Source organism: Nocardiopsis potens DSM 45234 (assembly GCF_000341105.1).
Classification (GTDB): domain Bacteria; phylum Actinomycetota; class Actinomycetes; order Streptosporangiales; family Streptosporangiaceae; genus Nocardiopsis_A; species Nocardiopsis_A potens.
Window position 1 is genome coordinate 1 of sequence record NZ_ANBB01000071.1, and the last position, 13,655, is coordinate 13,655.

Annotated in this window: 11 protein-coding genes; 5 read left to right on the forward strand and 6 right to left on the reverse strand. The window is 75.7% G+C overall.

Annotation, left to right across the window (positions count from 1 at the left end; all coding sequences use genetic code 11):
• Window positions 1–857: 857 nt before the first annotated feature.
• From D459_RS0127010 to D459_RS0127025, 4 genes are all read right to left on the reverse strand, one after another.
• A complete protein-coding gene (locus D459_RS0127010) occupies window positions 858–1,436 on the reverse strand; it encodes a YbjN domain-containing protein (RefSeq protein WP_081620725.1) in 579 nt (192 codons plus the stop codon).
• A 47-nt stretch (window positions 1,437–1,483) separates the two neighbouring features.
• Window positions 1,484–2,779: a D-inositol-3-phosphate glycosyltransferase gene (gene mshA, locus D459_RS0127015; RefSeq protein ID WP_026120795.1), complete on the reverse strand. Its 1,296-nt coding sequence runs from the start codon at window positions 2,777–2,779 to the stop codon at window positions 1,484–1,486.
• A gap of 228 nt (window positions 2,780–3,007) precedes the next feature.
• A complete protein-coding gene (locus tag D459_RS0127020) occupies window positions 3,008–4,003 on the reverse strand; it encodes an alpha/beta hydrolase (RefSeq protein WP_020380355.1) in 996 nt (331 codons plus the stop codon).
• A 131-nt stretch (window positions 4,004–4,134) separates the two neighbouring features.
• Window positions 4,135–4,650: an O-acetyl-ADP-ribose deacetylase gene (locus D459_RS0127025; protein ID WP_017596122.1), complete on the reverse strand. Its 516-nt coding sequence runs from the start codon at window positions 4,648–4,650 to the stop codon at window positions 4,135–4,137.
• 294 nt (window positions 4,651–4,944) lie between these two features.
• Here D459_RS0127025 and D459_RS0127030 point away from each other — a divergent pair, with 294 nt between their 5' ends.
• From D459_RS0127030 to D459_RS34775, 3 genes are all read left to right on the forward strand, one after another.
• The gene (locus tag D459_RS0127030; protein ID WP_081620726.1) at window positions 4,945–5,307 is read left to right on the forward strand and encodes a BlaI/MecI/CopY family transcriptional regulator; all 363 of its coding nucleotides are present in this window, start codon (window positions 4,945–4,947) and stop codon (window positions 5,305–5,307) included.
• 4 nt (window positions 5,308–5,311) lie between these two features.
• A complete protein-coding gene (locus tag D459_RS0127035; protein ID WP_017596124.1) occupies window positions 5,312–6,250 on the forward strand; it encodes a M56 family metallopeptidase in 939 nt (312 codons plus the stop codon).
• 124 nt (window positions 6,251–6,374) lie between these two features.
• Window positions 6,375–6,665, forward strand: a complete 291-nt coding sequence (locus D459_RS34775) for a DUF2516 family protein (RefSeq protein ID WP_081620727.1) — start codon at window positions 6,375–6,377, stop codon at window positions 6,663–6,665.
• 2,522 nt (window positions 6,666–9,187) lie between these two features.
• Here the strand turns inward: D459_RS34775 and D459_RS0127050 are convergent.
• Both D459_RS0127050 and D459_RS0127055 read right to left on the reverse strand, forming a co-directional pair.
• Complete coding sequence (locus tag D459_RS0127050; protein WP_017596127.1) at window positions 9,188–10,102, reverse strand: neutral zinc metallopeptidase; 915 nt, start codon at window positions 10,100–10,102, stop codon at window positions 9,188–9,190.
• A gap of 16 nt (window positions 10,103–10,118) precedes the next feature.
• Window positions 10,119–11,084, reverse strand: a complete 966-nt coding sequence (locus tag D459_RS0127055) for a neutral zinc metallopeptidase (RefSeq protein WP_152523127.1) — start codon at window positions 11,082–11,084, stop codon at window positions 10,119–10,121.
• A gap of 186 nt (window positions 11,085–11,270) precedes the next feature.
• Between D459_RS0127055 and D459_RS0127060 the strand changes: the two genes are divergently transcribed.
• Both D459_RS0127060 and dtd read left to right on the forward strand, forming a co-directional pair.
• Complete coding sequence (locus D459_RS0127060; RefSeq protein WP_017596129.1) at window positions 11,271–13,118, forward strand: DUF2207 domain-containing protein; 1,848 nt, start codon at window positions 11,271–11,273, stop codon at window positions 13,116–13,118.
• Between the two features lie 35 nt (window positions 13,119–13,153).
• Window positions 13,154–13,579, forward strand: coding sequence for a D-aminoacyl-tRNA deacylase (dtd, locus tag D459_RS0127065; RefSeq protein WP_017596130.1), 426 nt, complete (start codon window positions 13,154–13,156; stop codon window positions 13,577–13,579).
• Window positions 13,580–13,655 lie beyond the last annotated feature (76 nt).

The window sequence follows — 13,655 nt, forward strand, 5'->3', positions numbered from 1 at the left end:
GCCCGGATCGGCCCCCGGAAGCCCCGAATCGCCTTGATCGGGCCGGTGTTGGGGGGTTCGAGCGGCCCGGAAGGCCGGGAAGCAGGGGGCCGGAACCCGGGAAGAGCAGGAGTGCGGACTAGATGTCGCTTTTGCCCTGCCGGAAGGGCCCGCCTTGGCCACTCTGGGTGATCGGTGAGGGGGTGGTGGGGGCTTCGGGGCTTACTACTCGCTGGTAGATGTAATCGGGGTGCTGCCGGGGTGCGCAGGGCGCTCCCGCGCCCGCCCGATCCCCGCCGCGAACCGGGCATACAGGGATAAGGCCCCTGGCGGGCCCAGGCGGGCCGGGCCGGTGGACGCGGCGCCCGGCCCCTTCCCGCCTTCGCCGCCTGTTTGAACCCCTGCTTCGCGAGGTGCCGCGCCCGACCGGCCGGCCGGTGCCCTTCCCGCCTTCGCCGCCTGCTTGAACCCTTGCCCCGTGGGGCGCCGCGCTCGGGCGACCGCCTCCGCTCCGCCCCTTCCCGCCTTCGCCGCTTGTTTGGACCTTCGCTCCGTGGGGCGCCGCGCCCGGCTGGGGTGCCGCGCCCGGCTGGGGTGCCCGGCCCCGGCCCTACCTACGCCGTCGCTGCCGGCCTGAACCTTCGCTTCGCGAGGTGCCGCGCCCGACCGGCCGGCCGGTCCCCACCGCTGCCTTTGCCGCCTGCTTGAACCCTCGCCCCGTGGGGCGCCGCGCCCGGTGGGGCACCTCACGTCCCTCGGCCTTCCCCGACCTTCCCCGAGGTTCCCCGGGGTCCTGGTTGCGACGGGCGCTTGACGGGAAGCCGGTTGAGACGGCAGCGGCGCCGAGATCAAGGGGAGGGAGGGGGCGGGGACGTGGGTCAGTGCTCGGCGGTGCCGTCCTGGGCGGACTCGACCAGGTGCCGGAAGGACTCCAGGTTGCGCAGGCTGTACCCGCCCTTCTCGCGCCAGGCCCACTCTTTGCGGATGGAGGAGGCGAAGCCCAGCTCCAGGGCGGTGTTGAAGTTCTCGTCGGAGTAGGTGAGCACGCAGCCCAGCAGCCGGTCCACCTCGTCCGGGACGGCCGCGGACAGCGGCAGCCGGCCGGTGATGTAGACGTCGCCCACCTCGTCGGCGGAGAACGCCATCCCGTAGGCGGCCTCGTTCTTCTGCAGCAGCCAGCGGTAGAAGCCGCCCTCGTTCTCGTCCGGGCGGCGGCAGAAGAACGACTTGACCAGCAGGCTGTGCTCGCCCACGTCCAGCCAGACCAGGGTCTTGAGCTTCCGCTGCCCGGGCAGCGTCACCAGGAACGCGCCCGGGCGGGGCCGCTCGTACTCCACCCCGGCCTCGGCCAGGGCCGCCTCGATGGCCGCCGCCGCGGCGGCGCGCGGGCCGTCCGGCAGGGCGTCCGCGTGCGGGCCGCCGTCCGGCCGCTCGGTCGGGTCAGTCGCCAACGTCATGCCCCCATGGTGCCGTGCCGGTTCGGCCGGCGCGCGTCCGGGCGCGCTCAACAGGCGCGCACCTCGGCCAGCGGCTCCGCGCCGGAGCCCTCCGACACCAGCCCGCGGTAGGCGCCGAGCAGCCCGTCGGCCGTGGCCGACCAGCTCAGCCCGGCGGCGTGCGCGATGCCCGCCTCGCCCATCGCGGCGCGCAGCCGGGGCTTGCGGATGATCTCGTGCAGGGCGCGGGCGTAGTCGAGCGGGTCGTGCCCGTCGATCAGCACCCCCGAGGCGCCGTCGTGCACCGCCGTGGGCAGCCCGCCGACCCGCGCCGCCACCACCGGCGTCCCGCAGGCCTGCGACTCCACCGCGACCAGGCCGAAGGACTCCGAGTGCGAGGGGACCACGGTCGCCGCGGCCGCCCGGTAGTAGTCGGCCAGCTCGGCGCGGGGCGCCGGCGGCTCCAGCCGGACGATGCCCGCGATGCCCAGCGACCGGGCCAGCTCGGAGAGCCGGCGCGGCTCGTCGGCGCTTCCGGACAGCCCGCCGACCACCGCCACCACCAGCCGGCCGCGGAGCGAGGGGTCCTTCTCCAGCAGCAGGGCGGCGGCGCGCAGCAGCACGTCGGGGGCCTTGAGGCGCTGCACCCGGCCGACGAAGAGCAGCAGCTCGGCGTCGTCGGGCAGGCCGATCCGGCGCAGCGCCTCGATGCGCGGGCCGGGGGTGAACACGTCCAGGTCGACGCCGGGCGGGACGATCCCCACCCGCGCCGGGTCGGCGCCGTAGTGCAGGTCGAGCTGGCGGGCCTCGTCGTCGGTGTTGGCGACCAGCAGGTCGGCCTGGCGGACCAGCTGGTCCTCGCCGCGCACCCGGAGCTCCGGCTCGGGGGCGTCGCCCTCGGCCAGCGAGTGGTTCTTCACCCGGGCCAGGGTGTGCATCGACTGCACCAGCGGCACGCCCCAGCGCTGCGCGACGGCCATCCCGGCCCGCCCGGAGAGCCAGTAGTGGCCGTGCACCAGGTCGTAGTGGCCGGGGCCGTGCCCGGCCTCGGTGCGCAGCACACCGAAGGTGAACGGGCACAGGTACCGGGCCAGTCCGACCTTGTCCAGCGGCCCGTAGGGCCCGGCCGCGATGTGCCGCACGGTGGCGCCCGGGGCGAGCTCCACCGCGGGCGGCTGCCCGGGGCGGGTCGCGCGGGTGAAGACGTCGACGGCGGCGCCGCGCTCGGCCAGCCGCCGGGCCACCTCGACGATGTAGACGTTCATGCCGCCCGCGTCGCCGGTTCCCGGCTGGTCGAGGGGGGAGGTGTGCATGCTCAGCATGGCCACGCGCAGGCCCTCGGCCCGCCCGCGCGGCTCCGGCATGTCCGGCTCCACTGGTCGTCGTCCCCTTCCCGCTCCGTGTCCCGCGCTCCGCGGAACCCCTCCGCACAACAGGGAGGGCACACGGCGTGTTCCCGATCATGGCGGAGGCGGGAGGGGGCGGTGGGAGCCGGGGTGGCCTCAGCGCCTCATCGATGATCTCGGCGTCGCGGGCCTGCCGAACCGTGCCGGCAAGGCCCGAAACGCCGAGATCGTCGGTGAGGGGGCGCCTCAGTCGGCGGCCGGGGCGGGCCCGGCCGACCAGCCCTCGGTGAGGAAGGCCGCGGCCTCGGGGTAGGTGGGCTCCCACGCGGAGTAGGTGTGGCCGCCGGAGGGGAAGAGCGTCCGCACCGACATGCCGTGCGCGCGGAGCAGCCCGGCGAACCGCTCCGCCTCGCCGTGGATGCTGCCCTCCTGCAGCGGGGTGCGGTCCTCGGTGCCCTCGACCAGCATGAACCGGATGTCGCGCACGTCGGGGTCGCCGAGGAGCCGGTCCGGCGCGTGCGCGTCGGTGTCCCGGCCGAAGGTGCCGCTGGGGTCGTCCACCTTGAAGTACCCGGCCCAGCTGATGGCCTGCGCGTACAGGTCGGGGTGGCGCAGCGGGATGGCGGCCGCGGCGTAGCCGCCCATGGAGAACCCGCCGATGGCGCGGAGCGCCCGGGGGCGGCGGTTCTCGCCCTCGACGGCCTCGATCGCCTTCTCGGTGACGAAGGTCTCGATCCGGTAGTCGTCGTTGACCGCGTCGCCCCACTCGGTGTCGGCGCCGCCGACCTCCTGGCCGAACGGCGCGGCGATGACGAACTCGACGCCGGTGCGGCACATCTGCTCGTCCATCGCCTCGCCGACGCCGGATTCGATGATGTCGCGGTGCGTCCCGGTGGAGCCGTGCAGCAGGTAGAGCACGGGGAGGTCGGCGCTGTCCGGGCCGGGCGGCCGGTGCACCCAGATCGGGCGGCCGCCCTCCGGCGCGGCGGCGTCGGGGACGCGGAGCACCTCGTCCTCACCGGGCTGGTCGCACACGGCGACGGAGCCCGGGCGGGGGTGCACCCCGGCGGCCGCCGGACCGCGGCCGGCCGGGCCGCCGTTCGGCACGCTCTCGGCGCCGGCCTGCGGGGCGGCCTCGGTCGGCCGGCCGGCGTCCTGCATCGCGGCCAGGGTGGCCGCGGCGGCCACGACGAGCGAGGACGACACCAGGACGGTGGCTCTGCGGGATAGCGAGCTGAACACGACCGCGATCCTATGGTCCGGAGCGGATGGGGCGGGTCCCGCGGGGCGGCCCCGGGCGGGGGCGGCGCGTGTGCCGCGCGAGGAGCGGAGCGGCGGGATCTCGCACAGTGTAGTCGGTTGGCAGCATTCTGTCAGGAGTGGTCCAGTGCCTCCTGGAAGGCGGCGTAGGCGTCCGGGGTGAACAGCACGAACCGGACCTCGCGGACGGAGCCCGCCGGGTGCGCGCGCACCTTGCGCACCGCGATCCGGGCCGCGGACTCCAGCGGCCACCGGTAGACCCCGGTGGAGACCGCGGGGAAGGCGACGCTGCGCGCGCCCAGCTCCTCGGCGACCGCCAGGGAGGAGCGGTAGCAGGAGGCCAGCACCTCGGACCGGTCCTGCTCGGCGCTGTACACCGGGCCGACGGTGTGGATCACCCAGCGGGCCGGCAGCCGCCCGGCGGTCGTCGCCACCGCCCGGCCGGCGGGCAGGCCGCGCCCGTAGGAGGAGGCACGCAGCCGCCGGCACTCGGCCAGGATCTCCGGGCCGCCCCTGCGGTGGATCGCGCCGTCCACCCCGCCGCCGCCGAGCAGGCCGGAGTTGGCCGCGTTCACCACCGCGTCCACCCGCTCCTCGGTGATGTCGCCCTGGACCAGTGAGACGTCCATCCGCCCGCTCCCTTCCGCTTGCCCCGTGCTCCGGACGTTCTCCCCTGCCTACCCGCTGAGGGGGGCGGGGTCGAGCGGGCGCGGCCCGGGGCGGGCGGACGGGCGGCGCCCGCGGCCGGTCCGCCCCGGCCGTCCGGCCGCCGCGCACCGCCCCCGGCGGCCCCCGCCGGACCCTCCGCCGGGCGCTCCGCCGTGTGCGGAATCTCCTCGCCGGACCCCTTGCCCTGCAGGGGAAGCAGAGGCTAACCCGGGGGTGCCACAGGGTGTAGTACTACCGGGCGTAGACTCATCTGCATGAATCGGCTCGGCGACCTTGAACGCGCGGTTATGGAGGTACTGTGGCAGCGAAGCGAGCCAATGACGGTACGCGAGGTGGGGCGCGCCCTGCATGAGCGCGACCTCGCGCACACGACCGTCATGACGGTCCTCGACCGCCTGGCCAAGAAGGGCGTCGTCGATCGGGCTCGTGAAGGTCGAGCGTGGAGGTACCGTCCGGCGGCCAGCCGGGAGTCCTACGTATCCGAGCTGATGTTCGACGCGCTCGGGCAGACCGGAGACCGCGACGCGGCGCTCGCGGCCTTCGTCCGCTCCATGAGCGAGGACGAGGCCGAGGCGCTGCGCCGCGCCCTGGGGGAAATCGACGAGCCAAGGACGTAGCCCGATGGTCAGTGCCGCTCTGCTCGCCGCGATCGCGGTCGGTTGCTTCGTGGCCGCGGCACGCCTGCGACGGGCTTCCTGGCCCTACCGCGGCCCCTATGTGGCCGTCATCGCCTGGCAGGCGCTCGGACTCGCCTGGGGGATCTCCACCATCGGCGCGCTGCTCGCCTTCGGCCTGTCCGTCTACGGGCAGGGCGTGTTCGGCGGGCTGCTCGCGCTGATCGGCGACGCGTCCGCGCACGGCTTCTACCTCACCGGCGCCGCGAAGAGCCCGTTCGCACCGGTGCAGGTCGCCGCGATCCTGGTCGCGCTCGGCCTCACCCTGGTGCTGTTCTGCGGCCTGACCGCCTCCTTCGTCCAGGTGGTGCGGACCCGGCGCCGCCACCACGACCTGCTGGAACTGGTCGGCCGGGACGACCCGGGCGTGCCCGGCGCGCGCATCCTGGACCACCCGGCGGCCGCCGCCTACTGCCTGCCCGGGGTGCTCCGCTCCGAGGTGGTGATCAGCGCCGGCGCGCTGAAGGTGCTGGACGAGCGGGAGCTGGCCGCGGTCATCGCGCACGAGCACGCGCACCTGCGCCAGCGGCACGACCTGGTGCTGCTCCCGTTCTCCTCGCTGAAGCGGGCCTTCCCCCGGGTGCGGATCATGGAGGGCTACTACCGCACCGTGGCGCTGCTCATCGAGATGTGCGCCGACGACCAGGCGCGCCGGGAGCGCTCGCCCAAGGAGCTGGCCACCGCGCTGATGCGGTTCGGCGCCAACAACGCGCACACCCCGATCGGGGCGCTGGCCGCCACCTCCGAGCAGACCGAGGTGCTGGCCCGGGTGAAGCGGCTGCTCACCCCCGTCCGCGCGCTGACCCGCGCGCAGAGCGCCGCGGTGCTCTGCGGCGCGGCCCTGCTGATGGCGGTCACCGTCCTGCTCTGGCACGTCCCGGTCTGACCGCCCCCTTCGGGGTGTGCCGGCCGGGCAGGGCACGAATCCGGCGCTTCGCGCGTTTACCCTGGGACCGGCGGCTTCGGGCCGGCGGGCACGGTTACGGCGCTACGAGTGCGGGGTCTCGGTTATGGGTTTGATCTGGCAGGCCATCTACATCGCCATCTTCGTGACGTCACTGTTCGCCCTGGTCGAGGCGGTGCGCACGCCCTCCCAGGCGTTCCCCGCGATGGACAAGCAGACCAAGGGCATGTGGGTGGCGATCCTCGGCGTCGGCACCGGCCTGTCACTCCTGGCCGCGCTGAGCGGAGGCGGGATGTTCACCTTCCTCGCCCTGGTCGCGGCGCTCATCTTCATCCTCGACGTGCGCCCCGCCGTGCGCGGCGTCGGCCGCAGCGACGGCCCCTACGGTCCCTGGTAGCAGCAGCCGCACCGCGCGCTCGGCCGCCGCGGCGTAGGCCGGGTCGAGCACGTAGAAGGAGTGGCCCAGCACCTCCGGGTAGAGGGCCTCGCCCGGCGGCACGTCGTAGCTGCGCGGGTCGGGCAGCGGGTCGGCGAAGCCGACCGTCCCTCCGCCGCCCGGCGCGGTGTGCACCGGCCCCCCGATCGCGTCGGTGCACCGCCACAGGTTCCGCCAGTGCACCACCCGGCGCTCCACGTCGGCCAGGGCCGCCGGGCCGAAGTGCGCCGGGAAGTACCGCGCGTACAGCCGGTGCAGCGGGGAGCCGTGGGTGATCAGCGCCACCCGCGGCCGGCAGCGCGGCGGGAGCAGCCACACCGTCGCCGCCGCCAGCACCGACCCCTGCGAGTGGCCGGACAGCAGCACCGCCCGCCCCTCGTCGGCCTCCCGCACCACCCGCGCCACCAGCTGCGGGACGGCCCGCTCGGCGTAGGACGGCGGGGCCAGCGGGTGCGCGGCGCGGGGCCAGAACGTGCCGATGTCCCACAGCACCCCGACCGCCTGGCGCATCGGCCGGTTCCGGTAGGCGCTCTGCCCGACCAGCACCAGCGCGGCCAGCAGCAGCCCGCCCAGCCAGGAGCCGACGGTCACGCCGAAGGAGACCGCGCCCTGCACCCACTCTGTCGCTCCGCCCGCGAACGCGGCCGGGCCGCCCGGCGGGCCGGCGGTGAGCCGGCCGGTGCCCAGCGCCACCGCCGCCAGCACCATCAGCGCCCCGCCGGGCAGCAGGAACGCGGCCAGGCAGGCCGGCAGGGCCTCGGTCATCCCGCCGAGGGCGCGCGCCGCGGCGATCTCCCGGGTGCGCCGCGCCTCGCGGGGCCGGCCGTACAGCGCGGCCACCGCCTCCGCCTCGGCGCTCCGGCGCCGCCGCAGCCGCGCCGCGAGCACCGCCGCCACCGCCACCGCGATCACCGTTTCCATCGCGAAGGCCAGCTGGAGCCAGTGGTAGGCGCCGGGGACGTGCAGCGGCAGGCAGCCGGCCCGCTCGGCGCCGGGGTAGTAGCAGCCGCCGAGCAGCCCGGCGCTCTGGTAGACGACGGCGGCGGTGAACACCCCGCCCAGCAGCAGGCCGACCGCGGACGCGGCCGGCCCGGCCAGGCCCCGCATCGCCGCACCGCCCCCGCCGGGGGTCCGCCGGTACAGCACCGCGGCCGCGCCGAACAGCACCAGCAGCAGCGCGCACTCCAGCGCGAGCAGCGAGTTGAGCGCGGGCGCCAGGCCGGGCAGCCGCCCCTGCGCCTCCCAGCCCGGGCGCGGCCACAGCAGGTAGGCGGCGGCCGCCGCCAGCAGCACCAGGGAGGCGTCGCGCAGCCGCGCGCACACCGCGTCGGCGCGGTCGTTCCAGCGCCGCGCGGTCCCCGGCACCAGCACCATCAGCGCCGCGGCGGCGACCGCCAGCGCGGCCCCCGCCGCCACCGCGGCGCCCGCGGCGTGCAGCGCGCCCCCGGTACCCCGGTCGTGCCCCAGCGCCGCGGTGACCAGCAGCAGCGCCACCGTTCCGACCGCCACCGCGATGTGCGCCGACCGGAGCCGCCCCATCACCAGGCTGTTCTGCCAGAACTCCGGGCTGCTCAGCGTCGCGCTGCCGGACGGCGCGGGGGCCGCGCCGCCGGCCTCCGCCTCGTAGACGCTGGAGGTGCGCCGGGACAGCCGCCACAGCAGCGCCACCACCGCCAGCGGCAGCACCGCCCCGGCCAGCACGGCGCGGCCCGGCTCGGCCAGCAGCCCGCCGGGCGCCGACACCACCCCGAGCAGCGGGCGGAGCTCGGCGCAGCGCTCCCCGTAGTGGCCGGCGCACTGCCAGCCCACCAGGTCCATCCCGATCCCGGCCGCGGCCAGGGTGAGCAGCACGGTCAGGCAGAGCGCGAGCAGCCGCACCGCCGAGCCGTAGACGGAGTCGGCGACGAGGGGCGCCCGTGCCGCCGGCGGGGGGGCGCCCGGCTCGCCCGGCCGCATCCAGTAGGCGATGTTGACCAGCATGAACGGCAGGAGCAGCAGCCACAGGGCGCGGGAGGCGCGCCCGGATGTCAGGTTGCCCCAGGCGAAGATCTCCCGGGGGACGCCCGGCACCACCTCGGTGTCGGAGGCGCGGCGGCGGCGGAAGAACCCGGAGAGCCGGTCGCCCCCCACCCGCATCGCCGGCTCCACATCGAGCAGCTCCTCGGCCTGCCCGCCGCTCACCCCGTGGATCCTCAGCTCCACCACCCGAACGTCCGGCATGGCAGGGATTGTCGCACGCGGCGCCGCCGATGGAACGGGCCCCGGGCGGCCCTTCCCGGAAGGCCGCCGGAGCGCCCCCCGCCCCGCACCGCCCGGACCGCCGCGGTCCCGCCCGCCGGAGCCCTCGCCCGAAGCGGTGTCCTCGCAGGTCGGGCGGGTGGTGCGGGGCGCCGCCGGGCGGCCGGGGGCGGGAGTGCGGGGCGCCGCCGCAGGGCCGGGGCGGGCGTTCCGGCCGGCGCTCCGGGGAAGAGGCGGGTCCGGGATCAGGACACCAGGTCGGTGTCGGCCACCCAGGTGTTGCAGGCGCCCGGGGTCTGCTCCTCGAAGCCGTGCCGCAGCCACGTCCGGCTGTTCCGGGCCGAGCCGTGCGTGCGGTCGCTCTCCGGGCCGTCGGGGCGGTCCGCGGTCGCCTCGGCGTCGTCCAGCATCAGGTCGGTGTCGGCGGAGGTGAGGCCGTAGGAGACCCGGATCGAGCCGAGGAACGCCCCGGCGAGGCAGTTGGCCTGCAGCTCGGCCCGGCGGGTCCAGGCGTTCTGCGCGCCGCGGTCCGCCTCGTCGCCGCGCCGCCGGTGGTAGTACTCCAGCAGCCCGGACTCGCCCTGCACGTGGTGGGCGTACTCGTGGGCGAGCAGCGAGGCGTAGACCACCCCGTTGGGCTCGCCCTTCCACTTGCGCACCACGTCCTCGGTGCCGATGTAGATGCTGGTGCTGGTCCGGCAGTAGAAGGCCCCCGCCTCGGAGGGGTAGTCCCGGCAGGGGCTGCTCCCCGGCTCCCGCCAGAAGACCCGGGACGGCGGCCGGTAGGGCAGGTCCGCCTCGGCGAACTGGGTCTGCCAGGCGTAGTCGAGGCAGTCGGCCAGGGTGTCCAGGAACCGCTCGACCGAGTCCGGGTCCTCCACGTCGAGCGCGGGCGCCGGGCAGGGCAGCGGGGAGAGCCGCCCGGTCCGGTACAGCGGGTTGTCCACCAGCGCGTCCCGGCCGCTGGGCCGCTGCGCGGCGGCCGGCGCGCCGGCCGCGTCGGCGTCGGTCTCCGGGGTGCCGGGCGGCACCGCACCGCCCGGGCCGATCGCGGTCCACAGCAGCACGGTCAGCGCGACGACGAGCGCGGCCACCGCCGCGTAGAGCGCGCCGCGCCCCCTGCGGGGCCGCCGTGCCCCTGCGCCGATCCCCGGCTCCACACTCCCCCGATCCGCCTCAGCCGACCACGTTCTCGCCCGCGCTCCAGGTGTTGCACGCGGCGGGATCGCCGCGGTCCATGCCGTGCGCGGTCCACATGGCCCCGTTCTCCGGGGAGCCGTGCGTCCGCTTGTCGGGGTCGAAGTCGCCCCGGCGCTCGGCGTCTTCGAGGATATTCGCCTCCTGCTCCGAGCCGATGGGGAGGCTCTTCTCCACCGACCCGAGGAAGGTGCCGCCCAGGCAGTTGGCCTGCAGCTCGCTGCGGCGGGTGAGCAGGCTCCGCTCCCCGGGGTCGGCCAGAGAGCCGCGCTCGGTGTGGAAGTAGCCGAGGATGCCCGCCTCGCCCTGCACGTGGTGGCCGTACTCGTGGCTGAGCAGGAAGGTGTAGGCCTCCGGGTGCTCGGTCTCGTTGGAGTTGGCCACGATGTCCTCCACGCCCAGGTAGAGGCCCTTGTTGGCCTGGCAGTAGAAGGCGGCGGTGCCCTCGGTGGGGAAGTTGCCGCACGGGCTCTGCCCGGAGGCGTACCAGAAGATCCGGTTGGGCTTCTCGAACTCCATGCCGCCCTCGGCGAACTGCGCGCTCCACGCCTCGTCCAGGCAGTCGGTGATCTCGTGCAGGAACGCCTCCATCGAGGCCTCGTCCTCCACGTCCACCTCCGGCGCCGGGCAGGTGACCTCGGTCATCTCCCCGGTGGCGTACAGCGGGTTGGCGGTGAGCACCGAGGCGTCGCCGGCCGGGTCCGGGGTCGGTACGGCGCCGGGCCCCTGCGACGCGACGGCCGGGCTCTCCCCGCCGAACAGCGCGGAGAAGGTCATGAAACCGGCCAGGCCCACTGCGGCCAGACCGGTGAGCAGCACCAGGGTCACCGCGGCGCTCGGCCGCGGGCGGTCCCCGCGCAGCGCGTGCGGCGCACCGGGGCGGGCCGGACCGCCCTTCCCCCGTCCCCGGTCCCTGCTCGGAAAACGGGAAGCCCAGTCGCGCATGGGACCGGCCCACCTCCTTCGGAGCCCGATTGGAACCACTGACCTTCGGCCCTTGACGATTATGGCGGGTATGGGGGTGTTCCGGTGCACGGGTGCGCGGCCGGCACCGGTCCGCAGGGGCGCGCCGCCGGAGCGGATAGGCTCACCCCCGACGTCGACCGGAGACGAGACGAACGAGGTGAACGGGTGCGCACCGCTGCGACGGTCCGGGCGGCCGCGGCGCGCTTCGCGGCGCGCACCGCCCCCGCCCTGCCCCGGGTGCGCGCGGCGGTGCTGTGCGCCGCGCTCGCGGCCCCCCTGGCGCTGGCCGGCGCCCCCGCGGCCGCCGCGGACCAGGGGCCCGGAGCCACCCCCGACGCGATCCCGGACACCGCCCCGGAGACGCACACCGTCCCGCAGGGCGGCGAGAGCGACGGCATCACCAACGACGTGAACGTGCTGCTGGGCCAGGACGGCGTGCTGCACGTCGAGGAGACCCTCGCCTTCGGCGGGGGCGGTGCGGCAGAGTTCACCCGCACCCTGCTCGCCCGGGAGCCCTACGACGCCGACCACGACCGCCTCTACCGGGTCTCCGGCGTCTCCGCGCAGGCCGCCGGCGGCGCCGAGGTGCCGGTCCGCACCGAAGAGTACGACGACATGGTCGACCTGGTGCTGGAGCGCGGCGGGGCCGAGACCGTGGTGCTGTCCTACACGGTGACCGGGGCCATGGAGCAGACCGCCGACGGCGTCGAACTGGAGTGGGCGCCGATCGCCGGGTACAGCGAGCGGGTGGCCGAGACCACGGTCCGGGTGGACGCCCCGCAGCCGCCGCGCGCCCTGTCCTGCTCGGCCGGGGTGCCGCGCAGCTCGATCTACTGCACCTCCTCCGACATGGGCGGGCACGAGGGGCTCGTGGCGCGCTTCCTCCAGGCCGACATGGCGCCGGGGGAGCGGCTCTCCATCGTCGTCGCCTACCCCGAGGGCACCGCCTCGGCCGACCCCGTGCTGGACCGCACCTGGTCGCTCACCTCCGCCTTCGCCATCACCCCCAAGACCGCCTCGGTCTTCGGGCTGCTGCTGCTCGGCCTGATCGGCGGCCTCATCGCGCTGATCCGGCTGCGCGGCCAGGACGAGCGGGCGCTGCGCGCCGAGTCCGGCGCGGCCACCAACGCCCCGCTGGAGGCCGGCCCCGACGACGGCCTGCGCTTCCGCCCGCCGGACGGGGTGCACCCGGGCCAGATCGGCACCCTCATCGACGGCCAGGCCGACGTGGTGGACATCGCGGGCACCGTGGTCGACCTGGCGGTCCGCGGCCACTTCAGCATCGAGGAGCTGCCGCACGAGAGCGGCGCCTCGGTGGACTGGATGCTCAGCAAGCGCGTCCCGCCCGCCGACGAGGAGCTGCTGCCCTACGAGCGGATGCTGATCGACGCGCTGTTCGACCGCCGGGTCCGGGTCCGCCTGTCCCAGCTGCGCCGGGGCGGCTTCGCCCAGCGGCTGGCCGGTGTCCGGGACGAGCTCTACCGGGACATGGTCCGGCTCAAGTGGTTCGCCAACCGGCCCAACGTGGAGCGGAACAGCTGGGCCAGCGCCGGGATCGGGCTCACCGTCGGCGGCGTGCTGCTCACCGTGCTGCTCGCCGCCTTCACCCAGGCCGCGTTCACCGGGCTGGCGGTGGTCATCGCCGGCGCGGCGCTGACCGTGGGCGCCCAGTACATGCCGGCCCGCACCGCCAAGGGCAGCAGCGTCCTCGCGCACACCCTGGGCTTCCGGGCGTTCCTGATGAGCGCCGAGGCCGAGCACGTGCCCGAGGGCCGCCGGGTCGACCTGTTCTCCCGCTACCTGCCCTACGCGATCATCTTCGACAACGTGGACCGGTGGGCCACGGTGCTGGCCGCCGCCGGCGCCACCGAGGAGAGCGCGAACAAGCGGCTGCCCTGGTACGAAGGACCCGACGAATGGCAGGTCGAGGACTTCGCCGAGTCGATCAGGGCGTTCGTGCTCACCCTGGCCGGCGTGATCTCCAGCGCCCGCCAGCTCCGCGCCCTGGGCTGACCGGCGGGCGCGGCCGGACGGAAGGAGACGGGCCCATGCGGGCGGTACTGCAGCGCGTCGACGGGGCGTCGGTCACCGTCGACGGAGAGGTCGTCGGGTCGGTCCCCGGGGAGGGGCTGCTGGCCCTGGTCGGGGTCACCCACGACGACACCGAGGCGCAGGCGCGCCGGCTGGCGGAGAAGATGTGGCGGCTGCGCATCCTGGAGGGGGAGCGCTCGTGCGCCGACGCCGGCGCGCCGCTCCTGGTGGTCAGCCAGTTCACCCTGTACGGGGACGCGCGCAAGGGGCGCCGCCCCACCTGGCAGGCGGCGGCCCCCGGGCCGGTGGCCGAACCGCTGGTCGACACCGTGGTCAAGGAGCTGCGCGGCCTCGGCGCGCAGGTGGAGACCGGGGTGTTCGGCGCGAAGATGTCGGTCGGGCTGACCAACGACGGCCCGTTCACCGTCCTGCTGGAGGTCTGAGCCGCGGGCACGGCGCCGGCCCCGGCGTCCCGGCCCCCTCCCGGGGCGGGACGGGGCCGGGACGCCGGGGCCGGCG

What these genes read in the sequence shown, in the direction of transcription:
- D459_RS0127010 (WP_081620725.1), bottom strand. Translation starts at nt 1,436, where the DNA reads ATGACGTTGGCGACTGACCCGACCGAGCGGCCGGACGGCGGCCCGCAC.
- mshA (WP_026120795.1), bottom strand. Translation starts at nt 2,779, where the DNA reads ATGCCGGAGCCGCGCGGGCGGGCCGAGGGCCTGCGCGTGGCCATGCTG.
- D459_RS0127025 (WP_017596122.1), bottom strand. Translation starts at nt 4,650, where the DNA reads ATGGACGTCTCACTGGTCCAGGGCGACATCACCGAGGAGCGGGTGGAC.
- D459_RS0127030 (WP_081620726.1), top strand. Translation starts at nt 4,945, where the DNA reads ATGAATCGGCTCGGCGACCTTGAACGCGCGGTTATGGAGGTACTGTGG.
- D459_RS0127035 (WP_017596124.1), top strand. Translation starts at nt 5,312, where the DNA reads ATGGTCAGTGCCGCTCTGCTCGCCGCGATCGCGGTCGGTTGCTTCGTG.
- D459_RS34775 (WP_081620727.1), top strand. Translation starts at nt 6,375, where the DNA reads ATGGGTTTGATCTGGCAGGCCATCTACATCGCCATCTTCGTGACGTCA.
- D459_RS0127055 (WP_152523127.1), bottom strand. Translation starts at nt 11,084, where the DNA reads ATGCGCGACTGGGCTTCCCGTTTTCCGAGCAGGGACCGGGGACGGGGG.
- dtd (WP_017596130.1), top strand. Translation starts at nt 13,154, where the DNA reads ATGCGGGCGGTACTGCAGCGCGTCGACGGGGCGTCGGTCACCGTCGAC.